This is a genomic window from Streptomyces sp. Ag109_O5-1 (genome assembly GCF_003814875.1).
Lineage (GTDB): Bacteria > Actinomycetota > Actinomycetes > Streptomycetales > Streptomycetaceae > Streptomyces > Streptomyces sasae.
Genome location: NZ_RKQF01000001.1, coordinates 1,474,945 through 1,488,924 on the forward strand (window position 1 = coordinate 1,474,945; position 13,980 = coordinate 1,488,924).

At 72.8% G+C, this 13,980-nt stretch carries 15 protein-coding genes and 1 pseudogene; 7 read left to right on the plus strand and 9 right to left on the minus strand.

Annotation, left to right across the window (positions count from 1 at the left end):
• Positions 1–34 precede the first annotated feature (34 nt).
• Positions 35–1,357: a nucleotide sugar dehydrogenase gene (locus tag EDD90_RS06665; protein WP_123972212.1), complete on the plus strand. Its 1,323-nt coding sequence runs from the start codon at positions 35–37 to the stop codon at positions 1,355–1,357.
• A 75-nt stretch (positions 1,358–1,432) separates the two neighbouring features.
• Complete coding sequence (locus EDD90_RS06670; RefSeq protein ID WP_123972213.1) at positions 1,433–2,647, plus strand: glycosyltransferase; 1,215 nt, start codon at positions 1,433–1,435, stop codon at positions 2,645–2,647.
• On the opposite strand, the gene EDD90_RS06675 is transcribed toward EDD90_RS06670, so the two are convergent.
• Both EDD90_RS06675 and EDD90_RS06680 read right to left on the minus strand, forming a co-directional pair.
• Positions 2,544–2,885 carry a VOC family protein gene (locus tag EDD90_RS06675; RefSeq protein ID WP_123972214.1) on the minus strand — a complete coding sequence of 114 codons (342 nt, stop codon included), beginning with the start codon at positions 2,883–2,885 and terminating at the stop codon, positions 2,544–2,546. The genes EDD90_RS06670 and EDD90_RS06675 overlap by 104 nt on opposite strands.
• A gap of 45 nt (positions 2,886–2,930) precedes the next feature.
• Positions 2,931–3,341: a VOC family protein gene (locus EDD90_RS06680; RefSeq protein ID WP_123980968.1), complete on the minus strand. Its 411-nt coding sequence runs from the start codon at positions 3,339–3,341 to the stop codon at positions 2,931–2,933.
• A gap of 251 nt (positions 3,342–3,592) precedes the next feature.
• On the opposite strand from EDD90_RS06680, the gene EDD90_RS06685 reads away from it, so the two are divergent.
• Complete coding sequence (locus EDD90_RS06685) at positions 3,593–3,904, plus strand: RICIN domain-containing protein (RefSeq protein WP_311737200.1); 312 nt, start codon at positions 3,593–3,595, stop codon at positions 3,902–3,904.
• Positions 3,905–3,945: 41 nt separating this feature from the next.
• On the opposite strand, the gene EDD90_RS06690 is transcribed toward EDD90_RS06685, so the two are convergent.
• A complete protein-coding gene (locus EDD90_RS06690) occupies positions 3,946–4,371 on the minus strand; it encodes a PPOX class F420-dependent oxidoreductase (protein WP_123972216.1) in 426 nt (141 codons plus the stop codon).
• Between the two features lie 88 nt (positions 4,372–4,459).
• Between EDD90_RS06690 and EDD90_RS06695 the strand changes: the two genes are divergently transcribed.
• Genes EDD90_RS06695 through EDD90_RS06705 form a run of 3 tightly spaced genes read left to right on the plus strand, consistent with a single transcriptional unit; the run spans position 4,460 to position 7,655 of the window.
• The gene (locus EDD90_RS06695; protein WP_123972217.1) at positions 4,460–5,041 is read left to right on the plus strand and encodes a TetR/AcrR family transcriptional regulator; all 582 of its coding nucleotides are present in this window, start codon (positions 4,460–4,462) and stop codon (positions 5,039–5,041) included.
• Complete coding sequence (locus EDD90_RS06700) at positions 5,038–6,384, plus strand: MFS transporter (RefSeq protein ID WP_123972218.1); 1,347 nt, start codon at positions 5,038–5,040, stop codon at positions 6,382–6,384. Before EDD90_RS06695 ends, EDD90_RS06700 begins: the two co-directional genes overlap by 4 nt.
• A 47-nt stretch (positions 6,385–6,431) precedes the next feature.
• On the plus strand, positions 6,432–7,655 hold the full coding sequence (locus EDD90_RS06705) for a serine hydrolase (protein WP_123972219.1): 1,224 nt from the start codon (positions 6,432–6,434) through the stop codon (positions 7,653–7,655).
• Positions 7,656–7,665: 10 nt separating this feature from the next.
• Here the strand turns inward: EDD90_RS06705 and EDD90_RS06710 are convergent, their stop codons facing one another.
• Positions 7,666–8,811, minus strand: coding sequence for an FAD-binding oxidoreductase (locus EDD90_RS06710; protein WP_123972220.1), 1,146 nt, complete (start codon positions 8,809–8,811; stop codon positions 7,666–7,668).
• A 55-nt stretch (positions 8,812–8,866) separates the two neighbouring features.
• Complete coding sequence (ribA, locus tag EDD90_RS06715) at positions 8,867–9,526, minus strand: GTP cyclohydrolase II (RefSeq protein ID WP_123972221.1); 660 nt, start codon at positions 9,524–9,526, stop codon at positions 8,867–8,869.
• 38 nt (positions 9,527–9,564) lie between these two features.
• Between ribA and EDD90_RS06720 the strand changes: the two genes are divergently transcribed.
• Positions 9,565–10,323, plus strand: a complete 759-nt coding sequence (locus tag EDD90_RS06720) for a creatininase family protein (protein ID WP_123972222.1) — start codon at positions 9,565–9,567, stop codon at positions 10,321–10,323.
• A gap of 98 nt (positions 10,324–10,421) precedes the next feature.
• On the opposite strand, the pseudogene EDD90_RS56850 reads toward EDD90_RS06720, so the two are convergent.
• The 4 genes and pseudogenes from EDD90_RS56850 to EDD90_RS06740 form a co-directional block, all read right to left on the minus strand.
• Positions 10,422–11,303 (minus strand): annotated as a pseudogene (locus EDD90_RS56850) (YbhN family protein); the annotation flags it as partial.
• The gene (locus EDD90_RS06730) at positions 11,300–12,220 is read right to left on the minus strand and encodes an SAM-dependent methyltransferase (RefSeq protein WP_123972224.1); all 921 of its coding nucleotides are present in this window, start codon (positions 12,218–12,220) and stop codon (positions 11,300–11,302) included. The pseudogene EDD90_RS56850 and the gene EDD90_RS06730, both read right to left, overlap by 4 nt.
• Positions 12,221–12,327: 107 nt before the next feature.
• Entirely contained in the window at positions 12,328–13,524 is a 1,197-nt protein-coding gene (locus tag EDD90_RS06735) for a glycosyltransferase family 4 protein (protein WP_394365539.1), read from the minus strand.
• Between the two features lie 5 nt (positions 13,525–13,529).
• Entirely contained in the window at positions 13,530–13,928 is a 399-nt protein-coding gene (locus tag EDD90_RS06740) for a 6-carboxytetrahydropterin synthase (RefSeq protein WP_093497951.1), read from the minus strand.
• Positions 13,929–13,980 lie beyond the last annotated feature (52 nt).

Below are 13,980 nucleotides of genomic sequence, written 5' to 3' on the forward strand. Positions count from 1 at the left end.
ACGGCGTCTGCCGTCGAGGGCGGAGTGAATCCCTATGCAGGTCGAAAAGGCCGTACCGCTCGGGGAATTGAGCGAATCGCTCGGGGACGAAGAACAGATCGACGGCTTCGAGCTGGCCGTCATCGGGCTGGGTTACGTCGGGCTTCCGCTCGCGCGGGAGGCATCGGCGGTGGGCCTGAGAGTGGCGGGGCTCGACCTGGACCCACGAGTCGTCGAGGGCCTCAACGCCGGGCACTCCCATGTGGGCGACGTGTCCGACGAGGACGTCGCCCGGATGCGGGCGGCCGGGTTCACCGCGTACACGGACAGCGCCTGTCTGACCCGTGCGCAGACGATCGTGATCTGCGTGCCGACCCCGCTCGGCGAGGACGGCGGCCCCGACCTGCGCGCGGTGACCTCCGCCACGACGACGGTGGCGGGCGGACTGCGCCGCGGACAGCTCGTCGTCCTCGAGTCGACCACCTATCCCGGCACCACCGAGGAAGTGGTCAAACCACTCCTGGAGGAGTCGGGGCTGCGGGCCGGTGCGGACTTCGCGCTGGCCTTCTCACCGGAGCGCATCGACCCCGGCAACACCACACACGGGCTGCGCGGGACACCGAAGGTGGTCGGCGGCTGGACCCCGGCCTGCGCGGCCCGCGCGGCGGCCTTCTACGGCAAGTTCGTCGACACCGTCATCCAGGCCAAGGGCACCCGGGAAGCCGAGATGGCCAAGCTTCTGGAGAACACCTACCGGCACGTCAACATCGCCCTCGTCAACGAACTCGCCATCCTCTGCCGTGAGCTGCGCGTCGACGTATGGGACGCGATCCGCTGCGCCGGGACGAAGCCGTTCGGCTTCCAGGCCTTCCGGCCGGGCGCCGGGGTGGGCGGCCACTGCATCCCCATCGACCCCAACTACCTTTCCTACAAGGTGCGTTCGATCGGCTACGAGTTCCGGTTCGTCGAACTCGCCCGGGAGATCAACGCGCACATGCCGCTGTACGTCGTCCGGCGCGCCCAGGACCTGCTCAACCACGAGGGCCGCGCGCTGCACGGCTCCCGGGTGCTGCTGCTCGGCGTCACCTACAAGCCGGACGTCGCCGACCAGCGGGAGGCGCCGGCGGTGCCGGTGGCCCGGCTGCTGCGGGAGCGGGAGGCCGAGATCGCCTTCCACGACCCGTTCGTGCCCGCCTGGTTCGTGGACGGCGAGGCCGTGCCGCGGGTCACCGACGTCACGGCCGCCGCACGCTCGCACGACCTGACGATCCTGCTCCAGGACCACTCCGCCTACGACCTGCCGGCCCTCGGCGACGAGGCCCGCCTGCTCTTCGACACCCGGGGGCGGATCTTCCGGCCCGGTGTCGAGGTGCTCTAGGCGATCTCTGCGGCAACTCCCCTTCCGCCGCCCGGAGTCGGCAGGCTCCGGGCGGCGGAGTCGAAAGGCGCTCAGATGCGGATACTCGTCGTCACCGTTGTCCACCACCCCGAGGACGCACGCATCCTGCACCGGCAGATCGGTGCGCTGCGGGACCGCGGGCACCGGGTCGTGTACGCGGCGCCGTTCTCGGCCCGTGCGGTACGCCCCCGCCCCGACCTCGAAGGGATCGACCTGCCCCGGGCGACCGGCCGCAGCCGGCGTACGGCGGTGGGCGCGGCCCGCGCCCTGCTGGCCCGGCGCGGCCACGAGGCGGACCTGATCCTCCTCCACGACCCGGAACTGCTCCTGGCCCTGCCCGGCACCCTGCGCCGCTGGCGGCGGTCCGGGACGGGGCCGGTGGTCGTGTGGGACGTCCACGAGGACACCGCGGCGGCGCTCACCATGAAACGCTGGGTGCCGCGGGCGCTCAGACCGCCGCTGCGCCTCGGCGTACGGGCGGCCGAGCGGCTGGCCGAACGCCATCTGCGGCTGCTGCTGGCCGAGGACGCCTACCAGGAGCGCTTTAGCCGCACCCACCCGGTGGTGCCGAACTTCACGACCGCGCCCGTCCAGGCGCCCGAACCGCCGGGCACCGGACACGTCGTCTACGTCGGCCATCTGTCGCGGGCCCGCGGTGCCCTGGACCTGATCGAGACCGCCCGGCACCTGGGGCCCGGCATACGCATCGAGGTGGCCGGAGCGGCCGACCCCGACGTCCGGGAGGCACTCACCACGGCCGACCGGGACGGCGTCCTGCGCTGGCACGGCTTCCTGCCCAACGACCGCGCGCTCGCCCTGTTCCCCGGCGCCCTGGCCGGGCTCTCCCTCCTCCACGACCAGCCCAACTACCGGCACTCACGGCCCACCAAGATCGTCGAGTACATGGCCCACGGCGTCCCGGTCGTCACCACGCCCACCCCGCTGGCGGCCGACATGGTGGAGCGGCACGGCTGCGGTCTCGTCGTCCCGTACGAGGATCCACGCGCGGCGGCGGAGGCGGTACGACGGCTGAGCGCCGACGCGATCCTGCGTCACACCGCCGCCCAGCGCGGCCGCGAAGCAGCCCTCGCCCACTTCAACTGGCCTGACAGAGCAGCCGAGTTCACGCACTGCCTGGAGGCCTGGGTGCGAGAGGAGACCGGTGTCAGGCGCGCTCGTGACGTGGCTCGTACAAGGCGACCTCGCCTCCGCCCGGCAACCGGAGGCCCGTCACCCGGCCCCACGCCGCGACCTGGACGGGTCGGCTGAACACCACGCCTTTTGCGGTGAGTTCGGCGACCGTCGCATCCAGGTCGTCGCACATCAGCATCAGTTCGTGCGACGGCTCGCCGTCGGCCGGATGACAGGCCACCTCGGCCGGCGGCAGCCGGAAGATGAGCCAGCCGTGTCCGGCGTCGATGTGCGGCCAGCCCAGCACGTCCCGGAGGAAAGCACGGTCCGCCTCTGCGTCACGCGTGTAGATCACCACATGTGCCCCATTGATCACGCGCGGAGGCTAGCCCCGGGAGAGCGCGGCGGCAAGCACCGGGCGCTACGCGTTGGACCAGCCGCGCTCGCAGAGCACGAGCCGGTATCCGTCCGGGTCCTCGACGGTGACGCCCCACCGGTTCCAGTACGGGTTGGGCGACGGCACCCGCCTGCCGCCGTGCTCCTCCAGCCGGGCGACCAGTTCCTCCGGCACCGGACCGTCGAGATAGACGACCAGCAGGTCCTCCTCGGTGGGCCGGGGCTCGACGGGCCGGGCGGGCTCGTGGACCAGTTCCAGATGCCAGCCGGCGTCCGGCCGGCCCACCATCAACAGGTCGTGCTCCCCGGGTTCCGCCCCGCCCTCGGCCCGCCACACCACACCGAGCCCGAGCCCCTGCACCCAGAACCGCTCGGCCGCCGCCAGGTCCCGGGAGGGCCGGGCGATCCGGATGTGACTACGACCGTCGACGGACATCACGACCTCTTCCTGAGCTGCCGTTTCCTGCTCAGCAGCCTAGGCATCCGGCGATCGCGCGGCCATCGGCCGATCGCCCTGGACCGCAGGCCCTAGGCCGGGTCCGCACGGCGGCGGTGCAGCGCCCCGGCGTCCCGGTGCGCCGCGTTGCCACCTCGCCGCGCTGCCGCGTTCAATGGCGAAATTCGCCCGGAAGAGAGCCGGTTGCGGGGGCGCTTGCTGTCCACGCGCCCGGGCCGGGAACCGTCGTCGTGCGGAGTCACGTCCACGGACAGAAACCGGTTGACGGGAAGAAGTGGACGTTCTTCGGCGACGGCACCGTACGCAGCCTCGGCAAGTGCATGACCGTCGCCGGGGGCTCGCGGGAGGACGGCGCGGCGATCCGCCTCGTCGGCTGCGACGGTTCCGGGGCACAGCGGTTCCGGCTCACCGCGGCGAACTACCTGGTCAACGTCCAGGCCGACAAGTGTGTCGACGTCACCGACGTGGCGACCGACAACGGCGCCCAGCTGCAACTGTGGGGCTGCTCCGGCGCGGGCAACCAGAAGCGGAGCATCTACTGACACCACTCCGCGCACCCGACCGGGGCCCGTACGCCTCGGGCCTACGCGCGCGGAATGCCGTACGCCCGCTCGACGCGGAGCCGCAGCACCAGCCGCCGGTCGCGGACCATCGCGGCGCGGTAGTCGTCCCAGTCGGGGTGCTCACCCTGGACGTCACGGTAGAGGCGGACGAGTTCCTCGACGGTCTCGTCGTACGGGTCCTGGGCAACCGGTGACAGTTCGGCGGTGCCCTCGGCGACCGTGTAGGCCCAGCGGTCGGGGCTGGTGACGTGGTAGGAGGCGCGGGGGTCGCGGCGCAGGTTGCGGGTCTTCGCGCGGTCGTCGGTGATCGAGACGCGCACGGTCCGCTCGTCGGGGTAGTAGGCGTGGTTGACATTGGACAGCTGGGGGCGGCCGTCGCTCTTGAGGGTGACCAGCACCCCGGCGTGGCCTTCGGCGAGCAGCTTCAGAAGAGTGTCCTGGGTCATACAGGGGAGAACCCCGCCGCGGCCGTCCGGCATTCCCTTCCGGGCAAGGCGGTAGACACTGTCTACCGCCGGCTGGTAGACAGCGTCCATGGCAGAATCCGACACAGGTCTGCGGGACCGGCTGGTCGACGTCGGCGTGGCGTTGGTGGCCGCCGAGGGCGCCCAGGCGCTGACCCTGCGGGAGATCGCCCGCCGCGCGGGGGTCTCGCACGGGGCGCCGCGCCGCTACTTCCCCACCCATCTCGAACTGCTCTCGGCCATCGCACGCCGGGGCTTCACCGAGCTGGCCGTGCGCTCGGAGGCGGCGCTGGGCGACGGCGAGGCGGCACCGGGCGCGAAAGTCGCCGCACTGGCACGGGTGTACCTGGAGTTCGCGCGGGACAACACGGGCATGTACGAGTTGATGTTCCGTCACGACCTGCTGGAGAGCGGTCGCTTGCTGCTGCGGGAGACCAGCCTGCCGTTGTTCGGGCTGCTCGCCGACCTGGTCGGCCGGGCCCGGCCCGGCGTGGACGCGCGGCTGGTCGCGGGCGCCCTGTGGGCGAACCTGCACGGCATCGCCCAGCTGTGGAACTGGGGCAGTCTCCAACTCGCCACCGGCTCCGATGACTTCGGGCCACTGTTGCGGGCCGCGCTGGACGCGCATCTCGGGCCGGAGGCCGGACGGTGAACCGGCGGCTGACGCTGGCGAGCAGTGTGGCGGGCGCCGTGGTCGTCGCGCTGGACGGGACCGTCCTCACGGTCGCGCAGCCCACCCTGCAGAGGGAGTTGGGTGCCTCCTTCGCCGAGGTGCAGTGGACCAGTACCGCCTATCTCATCGCGGTGGCGAGCCTGCTGGTGTTCGCCGGGCGGCTCGGCGACCGGTACGGGCAGCGGCGGATGTTCGGGCTCGGAATGCTCGGCTTCGGTGCCGCCTCCGCGGGCATCGGCCTCGCGCCGGGCGTCGGCTGGGTGATCGGACTGCGGGTGGTGCAGGGGGTGTTCGGGGCGCTGCTGCAACCGGCCACGCTCGGCATGCTCCGGACCGCGTATCCGCCGGACGGGCTCGCCAGGCCGCTGGCCCTGCGGACCGCGGCCGTCGGACTGGCGGCCGCCGCGGGGCCGTTGCTCGGCGGGGCGTTGGTGACGGGGCTGGGCTGGCGGGCGGTCTTCTTCCTCCATGTGCTGCCGACGGCGCTCTTCGGGATGCTCGCGCTGGCCGGTCGGGAGGAGGAACGGGAGCCGGTGGTCCGGACGCCGCTGGACGTGCCGGGGGCGGTGCTGCTCGCGGTGACGCTGGCCGGGCTGGTGCACGGGCTGGTCACCGGTGCGCCGGTGAGCCTCGGGGTGGCCGTGGTCGCCGGGGTGGCGTTCGTACGGCACGAGCGGCGGACGCCGAGCCCGCTGCTGCCGCCCGGGTTGATCACGGTCCCGGCGGTCGGGGCGGCCCTGGGCATCCTGGTCGCCGCGTCGGCGGCCCTGTTCGGCACGCTCTTCGTCGGCGTGTACGTCCTCCAGCGCACCCTCGGCCTCGACCCGTTCGCCAGCGCGCTGCGCAGTCTGCCGCTGGCGGTGCTGATGGTGGCGTCCGCCGCCGGGTGCCCCGTACTCCTGCGCCGCCTCGGCCCGCGCCGTACCGTCGCCTCGGCGATGGCGCTCCTCGCGCTCGGCGTCCTGCTGCTGACCCGGCCCTCGGCCGGCCCCGCCCTGTACGGCGGATTCGCGCTGCTGGGCGCCGGGTTCGGGACGGTGATGGTGGCGGCGACCCATGTCGTCGTACGGCAGGCGGACGCCGGGTCGGCCGGAGTGGCGGGCGGGTCGCAGCAGACCGCGCTGAACGTCGGTCCCGCGCTCGGGGTGGCCGTGGCGGGCGCGCTGCTGGGCTCCGGGACCGTGGTACCGCTGCTCGTGCTGGCCGCTTTGGCCGTGTTCGGCGTGGCGCTCGCACGTTCGCTGCCCGGCGCCTCTTCTATAGCGTCCGTCACACCACACACGGATGAGCGGGACCGTTCCCCTATTCCTGCGCGACGATGAGGTCCGAGGTCGGACCGCACCGCGGACGACACGACCGGAGGAGAGCGATGGCACACCTGCGACAGGAAGTCGACCCCAGTGAGGTCGGGCTGGACGTGAAGGCGCTGGACCGCCTCGACCAGCACTTCGCCCACTACGTCGACGAAGGGCGCCTGCCCGGCTACCTGGTGGCCGTGGCGCGCGGCGGCCGGGTCGCCCACCTCACCTCCCACGGCCACCGCGACCGCGCGGCGGGGCTGCCGGTCGAGCCGGACACCATCTGGCGCGTCTACTCCATGACCAAGCCGGTCACCGCGGTGGCGATACTGCTGCTGGCCGAGGACGGCCTGCTGTCGCTGGACGACCCGGTCGACCGCTTCCTCCCGGAGTTCGCCAGTCCCCGGGTGTATGTGTCGGGTTCGGGCGCCGACACCGTGACCAGGCCGGCCGACGGCCCGATCCTGATCCGTCATCTGCTCACCCACACCGCCGGGTTGACCTTCGCCTTCTACCACACGCACCCCGTGGACGCCCTCTACCGGGAGGCGGGCCTGGAGTTCTCGGTGCCGTCCGGCGCGGACCTCGCCGAGACGATGGCGGTGTACGCGCGCATGCCCCTCCAGTTCGAGCCGGGCACCCGGTGGAACTACTCCGTCGGCTTCAACGTGCTCAGCCGGGTCATCGAGGTGGTCTCCGGGCAGAGGCTCGACGAGTTCTTCGCGGACCGGATCTTCCGCCCGCTCGGCATGCCGGACGCGGGCCTGCACATCGTCCCCGAACAGGCCGACCGGCTTTCGGAGTTGTACGGCGAGACGGAGGGCGGCGCCATCGAGGCGATCCCCGGGCTGCCGTTGCGCGGCCGCCCCCGCTTCCTGTCCGGCAGCGGCGGCCTCGCCGCGACGGCGTACGACTACCACCGTTTCATGGAGATGCTGCGCCGGGGCGGCGAGCTGGACGGCGTCCGGCTCCTCTCCCCCGCCTCGGTCGGCCTGCTGTCCAGCAACCATCTGCCCGGCGGTACCGACCTGCGTGCCTTCGGCGCCCCCGCCCACCAGGAGCCCGGCAACGACGGCCTCGGCTTCGGCCTGGGCGTCTCCGTGGTGATCGACCCGGCCCGTACCCTCGCGCCGAGCAGTGCCGGCGCCTACGGCTGGACCGGGGCCGCCACCACCGCGTTCTGGGTCGATCCCGCCCACGACCTGACCGTGCAGTTCCACACCCAGGTGCGGCCCAAGACCCTGAAGGTCTTCCCGGACCTGCGCCGGCTGGTCCACGAGACGATCCAGGACTGAGCCGCCGGCCTCAGACCAGATTGCCCTCCGGGCGTGGGGCGTCGGCCGCGAACCGGCCGGCGCTCAGGGGACGGACGTCCAGGAAGGGGGCGCGGTCCAGGTACAGATCGCGGATCACCTCGCCGACGGCCGGGCCCTGGAGGAAGCCGTGTCCGGAGAACCCGGTGGCGTACAGGAACCGGGAGACCGAAGCGGCCTCGCCGATCAGGGCGTTGTGGTCGGGAGTGTTCTCGTACAGACCGGCCCAGCCGCCGGTGCGGCGCAGATCGAGCAGGGCGGGGGCGCGTCGCTGCATCGCCTCGTACAGGCGGGGGATCCAGCGGTCGTGGGTGTCGGTGGCGAAGCCCGGCCGCTCGTCGGGGTCGGACATGCCGAGCAGCAGGCCCGGGCCCTCGGCGTGGAAGTAGAGGCTGGTGGTGAAGTCGATGGTCATGGGGAGCGTCGGCGGCAGTCCCGGGACCGGTTCGGTGACCGCGATCTGGCGGCGTAGCGGCTGCACCGGTAAGTCGACGCCGGCCATCGCACCGACCGCCCTCGACCAGGGCCCGGCCGCGCAGACCACCGTCTCGGTGGCGATCCGGCCGAGGGTGGTGTGCACGGCGGTGACATAGGGGCCGTCCCGCTCGATGCCGGTGACCTCGGTGCGGCGCAGCACGCGGGCGCCGTGGGCGCGGGCGGCGGCCGCGTAGCCGTGCACGACGGACTCCGGAGTGCAGTGGCCGTCGTCCGGGGAGTACGCGGCGGCCAGCAGTCCTTCGGTGGCGATCAACGGGGAGAGCCGGGCCGCCTCTTGGGGGGTGAGCATCCGGCTGGGCACGCCGAGGTGGTTCTGCAGCCGGATCCCCGCCTCGAAGGAGGCGACCTCCTCGGGGGTGGAGAGCAGGAAGAGGTAGCCGACGCGGCGCAGCCCGATGTCGTACCCGATCTCCTGCCCGAAGCGGGCGAAGGCCTCTAAGCTGCGCGCGCCCAGCTGGATGTTGAGCTCGTCGGAGAACTGGGCGCGCACTCCGCCCGCGGCCTTCGAGGTGGATCCGGCGGCGAGCTCGTCGCGTTCGACGAGGACGACGTCGCGGACGCCCGCGCTCGCGAGGTGGTAGGCGATGCTGGTACCCATCACCCCGCCGCCGATGATCACGACCTGGGCCCGAAGATTCACGCGTGTACCTCCTGTCGGTCTCCCCCGATCCTTCCCCGGGGAGCCGCCCGGTACCTCACGACCAGTGCGCCACCGCGTCCAGGTGGGGCAGCACATGGTCCAGGCGCTCGCGCTTGGTCCGCAGGTAGGTGATGTTGTTCTCGCACGGCTCGATCAGCAGCGGGACCGTTTCGGCAACCTCTATGCCGTGCTGTACCAGGGACTCGCGCTTGCGCGGGTTGTTGGACATCAGGCGTACCGAACTCACCCCGAGGTCGCGCAGGATGCCGGCGGCGACCCCGTAGTCGCGGGCGTCGACGGGCAGTCCGAGCGCGAGGTTCGCCTCGACCGTGTCCAGTCCCTCCGCCTGCAGGGCCATCGCGCGCAGCTTGGCGAGCAGTCCGATGCCGCGGCCCTCGTGGCCGCGCAGGTAGACGACGATGCCGCTGCCTTCGGCGACGACCGCGCGCAGCGCCGCGGCCAGCTGGTCGCCGCACTCGCAGTGCTGGGAGCCGAACGCGTCCCCGGTCAGGCACTCCGAGTGCAGCCGGGTCAGCACCCCGTCGCTGTCGATGTCCCCGTAGACGAGGGCCACTTGCTCGTCGCCGCGGTCGTGGTCCAGGTAGCCGATCGCCTGGAATTTCCCGTACACGGTGGGCAGCGGTGCATTCACGACGCGTTCCACGCCCGAACGCCGTGCGGACTTCGTGCCGAGTACGCCGATGTTTTCTGTCATGATCTGATTCCTAAGCAGAGACGAAAGGCCGTGAAAAGATGAGTGGTTCGGGCGCGCGTACGGCGGCATACGGTCTGTTGCCGACGGACACTACGGAAGAGGTACGGACCAGGGGGGCGGGCGTTTCAACACAGGTCGCCGTCCTTCCCGTCGGGAGCTTCGAACAGCACGGCCCCTACCTTCCGCTCGCGACGGACACCCTTGTCGCCTGCGCCGTCGCCCGGGAGATCGCCGCCGCGTTCCCGGTGCAGCTCCTGCCGCCGGTGACGATGTCCTGCTCGCACGAGCACGCGGCCTGGCCGGGGACCGTCAGCATCTCGTCGGTGACCCTGCACGCGGTGGTGAACGACATCGCCGACTCGCTGCGCCGCTCGGGCGTCGAGGCGCTGGTCGTGGTCAACGGCCACGGCGGCAACTACGTGCTCGGCAACGTCGTGCAGGAGGCGTCCGCGCGCGGCGAGCGGCTGGCGCTGTACCCGGCCGCGGAGGACTGGGAGACGGCGCTGGAGCGGGCCGGGGTGGAGACCTCCGCACTCACGGACATGCATGCCGGAGAAATCGAGACCTCCATTCTGCTGCACGCTCATCCCGAATTGGTCCGCCCTGGTCACGAGTCCGCCGATTTCACCGCTGACGACCGTCGTCATCTCCTCACCCTGGGAATGTCCGCCTATACCGAGTCGGGCGTCATCGGTCGCCCTTCCCTGGGTTCGGCGGAAAAGGGGAAGGAACTCCTCGCCGCCCTCGCCGATTCCTTCGGCGCGGTTTTCGAACTGCTCACCGCCGAGCGGGAGTAGCGCAGTCCGGCATACCAGCGCACGACCAGGACCACCAGACCGGGCAGGGCCGCCACGAAGCTGAGGACGCCGTAGACGACGGCGGTGGCGAGCCCGGTGTCCGCGCCGAGGCCCGCCGCGGCGAACGCCCAGGCGGTGACGCCCTCGCGAGGGCCCCAGCCGCCGACGTTCAGCGGCAGGCCCATCGCGACCAGGGCCAGGACCGCGATCGGCGTCAGCGCCGCCACCGACGCGGCGGAGCCGGCGACCCGGGCGGAGACCACGAACATGCCGACGTGCCCGGCGAGGATGACCCCCGAGGACAGGGCGACACCCGGCCCGTTCTCCCGCGACAGCAGCGCACGGCGGGCCTCGGCGAGGGTCGAGCGCAGGGCCCCGCCGCGCTTGCCCGGGGCCTTGTTCATCCGCACGGCGACCAGGACCGCGCAGGGGCCCGCCACACCGGCGGCCACCAGCGGGGCGAAGCTGCGCACGTCGGCGCGGACCGGCGAGGGCAGGATCAGCAGCGCGCTCACCCCGAACACCGTCAACGCGATCTGCCCCGCTGTCCGTTCGAGGACGACCGCGCGGACCCCGCGGCCGACGTCGCCCTCGCTCTGCCCGTGCCGCACCGCCCGGTGCACATCGCCGAGCACCCCGCCGGGCAGCGCCGCGTTGAGGAACAGCGCCCGGTAGTAGTCGCCGACGGCGGGCCCGAGGGGCAGCCGCAGGTTGAGACCCCGGGCCACCAACTGCCAGCGCCAGGCGCTCAGTACGGTCGTGATCGCGCCGATCACCAGGCCGAGCACCAGGGTCGGGGTGTCGATGCGGCGCAGTCCGTCGAGGAAGACGCCGGTGCCGAGCCGCCACAGCAGCACACCGATGATGGCGGCTCCGGCGACCGTGCCCAGGTGGGTGCGGACGGCGCGGAAGCCGAGACGCCGGGGCACGCTCACCGGGGCGACCGCCGGGGTCTCCCGGACCAGGGTGGGGGTGGTCACGAGGAGCCTCCGGTGGGCCGGGCGAGCGCCAGCAGGTCGCTGTGGTGCAGGAGGACCCGCAGTTCGCCGGCCTCGTTGGCGGCGAGCCGCTCCGCCAGGTAGGCCTCGGCACGCTCGGCCAGTTCGGGACGCTCCTCGACGGCGGCGCCGACCCAGCCCCGCAGCCACTGCTCGGTGAGCGCCTTCTCGTCGGGGCCGAGCCGCCAGGGGCTGGGGTGCACCTTCACGGTGGCGCCCCGGTCGGAGAACGCCTCGCAGGCGGCGGTGATCGCGTCCGGGCCGAGCATCCCGCCGCGCCGCTGGTGGGCGTTGAACGCCTCGGTGATCTCCTTGTCCAGCGGGTGGGCCGGGGTGAGGTCGACGCGGCCGGCGACGGACAGGGTGAGCAGCGCGGGGCAGCCGGCCCCGGCGCAGGCCTCGGCGAGGGTGTCGACCTCCTCCTGAGTGAGCACGTCGAGGAGGGCGGAGGCGGTCACCAGCGAGGCGCCTATGAGCGCGTCGGGGGTGAGCCGGGCGACGTCACCGCGCCGGGTCTCCACCGTGACCCGGCTGCCGTCGGCGGCGGCGCGGGGCGAGGCGACGGCGGCGAAGTGCAGCAGGTAGGGGTCGCGGTCGTGCAGGATCCAGTGCTGGGCGCCGTCCAGCCGGGGGGCCAGCCAGCGGCCCATGGAGCCGGTACCGCAGCCGAGGTCGTGCACGACCAGACCGCCCGCCTTGCCTGGCAGGTTGGCGAGCCGGATCCGCAGCGGGTCCAGCAGATCGTTCGCGCGGGCGGTCGCGTCCGCGCTCTCGCGCAGCTCCAGCCACTCGGGGGCGTAGCGGGGCGGCTCCTCGGGTCCGGACTCGCGCAGCCGCACGGTGGCCCGCTCGCCCGCACGTACGACGGGACCGGCCCCGGGGATCACCTCGGAAGGCATGTGTTCGCGTTCTCGTCCCACTCCTGCATCCGTAACATCCCTCGGCCCCGGCTGCGCGGGGACCGCGCCGACCGGAGTAGCGGTCGTAGTGGTCGTCGCCTCGCTGGTCATGCCGCCCTCCTGGGTTCGTCGGGGAGCCGCAGCAGGACTCCGGCCAGACTGCGGGCGGTGGCCGCCCAGCCGTCGAGCGCCGCCCGCCGGCCGCGCGCGGCGGCCTTGAGGCGACGGCGTACGTCCGCCTCGCCGAACCAGCCCCGCAGTTCGACGGCGAGCGCGGCGGGGTTCTCCGGCGGGACGAGGATGCCGGGCACCCCGCCGTCGGGGGCGCGGCCGAGCGCCTCGGGCAGTCCGCCGACGTCGGTGGCGAGCACCGGGATGCCCCGGGCGAGGGCCTCGGTGACCGCCATGCCGTAGGTCTCGGCGTACGAGGTGAGGACCATCAGGTCGGCGGCCGCGTAGCTGGCGTCGAGTTCGGCGCCGGAGCGGGGACCCGCGAGGTGCAGCCGGTCGGTCAGCCCGTGCTTCGCGATGAGCGACCGCAGATGGGCGACGTACTCGGGGTCCTGGCCGAGCCCGCCGACGCAGGTGCAGGTCCACGGCAGGTCCCGGACCGCGGCGAGGGCCTCGACCAGCCGGTGCTGGCCCTTGCGCGGGGTGACGGCGGCGACGCACACCAGGTGCGAGACCCCGTCGGTGCCGCTGGCCAGCGGGGCGATGTCGGCGCCGGGGGCGGCGACATGGACCCGGTCGGGGGCGAGGCCGTGGTGCGAGACCAGCCGTCGTACCGCCCAGTCGCTGGTCGCGATCACGGCGGGCACGGCGCGCAGCACCGCGCGCTCGCGGGCGTCCAGGTCGGCGGCCACCGCCGCGTCGAGCCCGGTCTCGTCGCCGAGCGGGAGGTGCACGAGGACCGCGAGCCGCAGCCGTTCGGCCTCCGGTACGACGATCTCGGGGACCCCGCAGGCGACCAGGCCGTCCAGCAGGACGACCGCGCCGTCGGGCAGTTCCCGCAGGGTCCGGGCGAGGGTGTCGCGGGCGGCCTGCTCGGGGCGCGGCCAGGAGCCGGCCACGATGTGCCGGGTGACCTGCCAGCCGAAGCCGGGCAGGTCCAGGCAGACCCGCCGGTCGTAGGCGTTGCCGCCGCTCGGCTGGGCCGGGTCGTCGACACCGCCCGGCATGACGAAGTGCACGTTGCGCAGGGACATGGGGAGGATCCCGATGTTCGCCGGGGCTTCGGTGTCGGCGGTGGCCGCGCGCTGCGCGGGCACGAAGGTGAGGGCGGCCGGTTTCCGGTCGATGGCCATGTCGGTCACAGGGCACGCTCGTAACTCGCCCAGGCGACATGCGACTCGTGGAGGGTGACGGTCAGTCCGGCGAGGCCCCTGGCGCCCTCGCCCAGGGCGCCCTTCTCGATCCGCTCGGCGAGCCGGTCCGCGATGACCTTGGCGAGGAACTCCGTGGACGTGTTGATCCCGGCGAAGTCGGGCTCGTTGTCCAGGTTTCGGTAGTTCAGCTCGCTGACCACGGCGCCGAGTTCCTGGGTGGCGAGGCCGATGTCGACGACGATGTTGTCGTCGTCCAGCTGCTCACGGCGGAAGGTGGCGTCCACGAGGAACGTGGCGCCGTGCAGTCGCTGCGCGGGCCCGAACACCTCGCCGCGGAAACTGTGGGCGATCATGATGTGATCGCGGACGGTGATGCTGAACAACGGACGACCCTCCAGGTGCGGCGCGTCTGGTCCCTCGGCTGATCCCTGCCGG

What these genes read in the sequence shown, in the direction of transcription:
- EDD90_RS06665 (WP_123972212.1), top strand. Translation starts at nt 35, where the DNA reads ATGCAGGTCGAAAAGGCCGTACCGCTCGGGGAATTGAGCGAATCGCTC.
- EDD90_RS06695 (WP_123972217.1), top strand. Translation starts at nt 4,460, where the DNA reads ATGGCAGAATCCGACACAGGTCTGCGGGACCGGCTGGTCGACGTCGGC.
- EDD90_RS06670 (WP_123972213.1), top strand. Translation starts at nt 1,433, where the DNA reads ATGCGGATACTCGTCGTCACCGTTGTCCACCACCCCGAGGACGCACGC.
- ribA (WP_123972221.1), bottom strand. Translation starts at nt 9,526, where the DNA reads ATGACAGAAAACATCGGCGTACTCGGCACGAAGTCCGCACGGCGTTCG.
- EDD90_RS06735 (WP_394365539.1), bottom strand. Translation starts at nt 13,524, where the DNA reads ATGGCCATCGACCGGAAACCGGCCGCCCTCACCTTCGTGCCCGCGCAG.
- EDD90_RS06720 (WP_123972222.1), top strand. Translation starts at nt 9,565, where the DNA reads ATGAGTGGTTCGGGCGCGCGTACGGCGGCATACGGTCTGTTGCCGACG.
- EDD90_RS06680 (WP_123980968.1), bottom strand. Translation starts at nt 3,341, where the DNA reads ATGTCCGTCGACGGTCGTAGTCACATCCGGATCGCCCGGCCCTCCCGG.
- EDD90_RS06705 (WP_123972219.1), top strand. Translation starts at nt 6,432, where the DNA reads ATGGCACACCTGCGACAGGAAGTCGACCCCAGTGAGGTCGGGCTGGAC.
- EDD90_RS06690 (WP_123972216.1), bottom strand. Translation starts at nt 4,371, where the DNA reads ATGACCCAGGACACTCTTCTGAAGCTGCTCGCCGAAGGCCACGCCGGG.
- EDD90_RS06730 (WP_123972224.1), bottom strand. Translation starts at nt 12,220, where the DNA reads ATGCCTTCCGAGGTGATCCCCGGGGCCGGTCCCGTCGTACGTGCGGGC.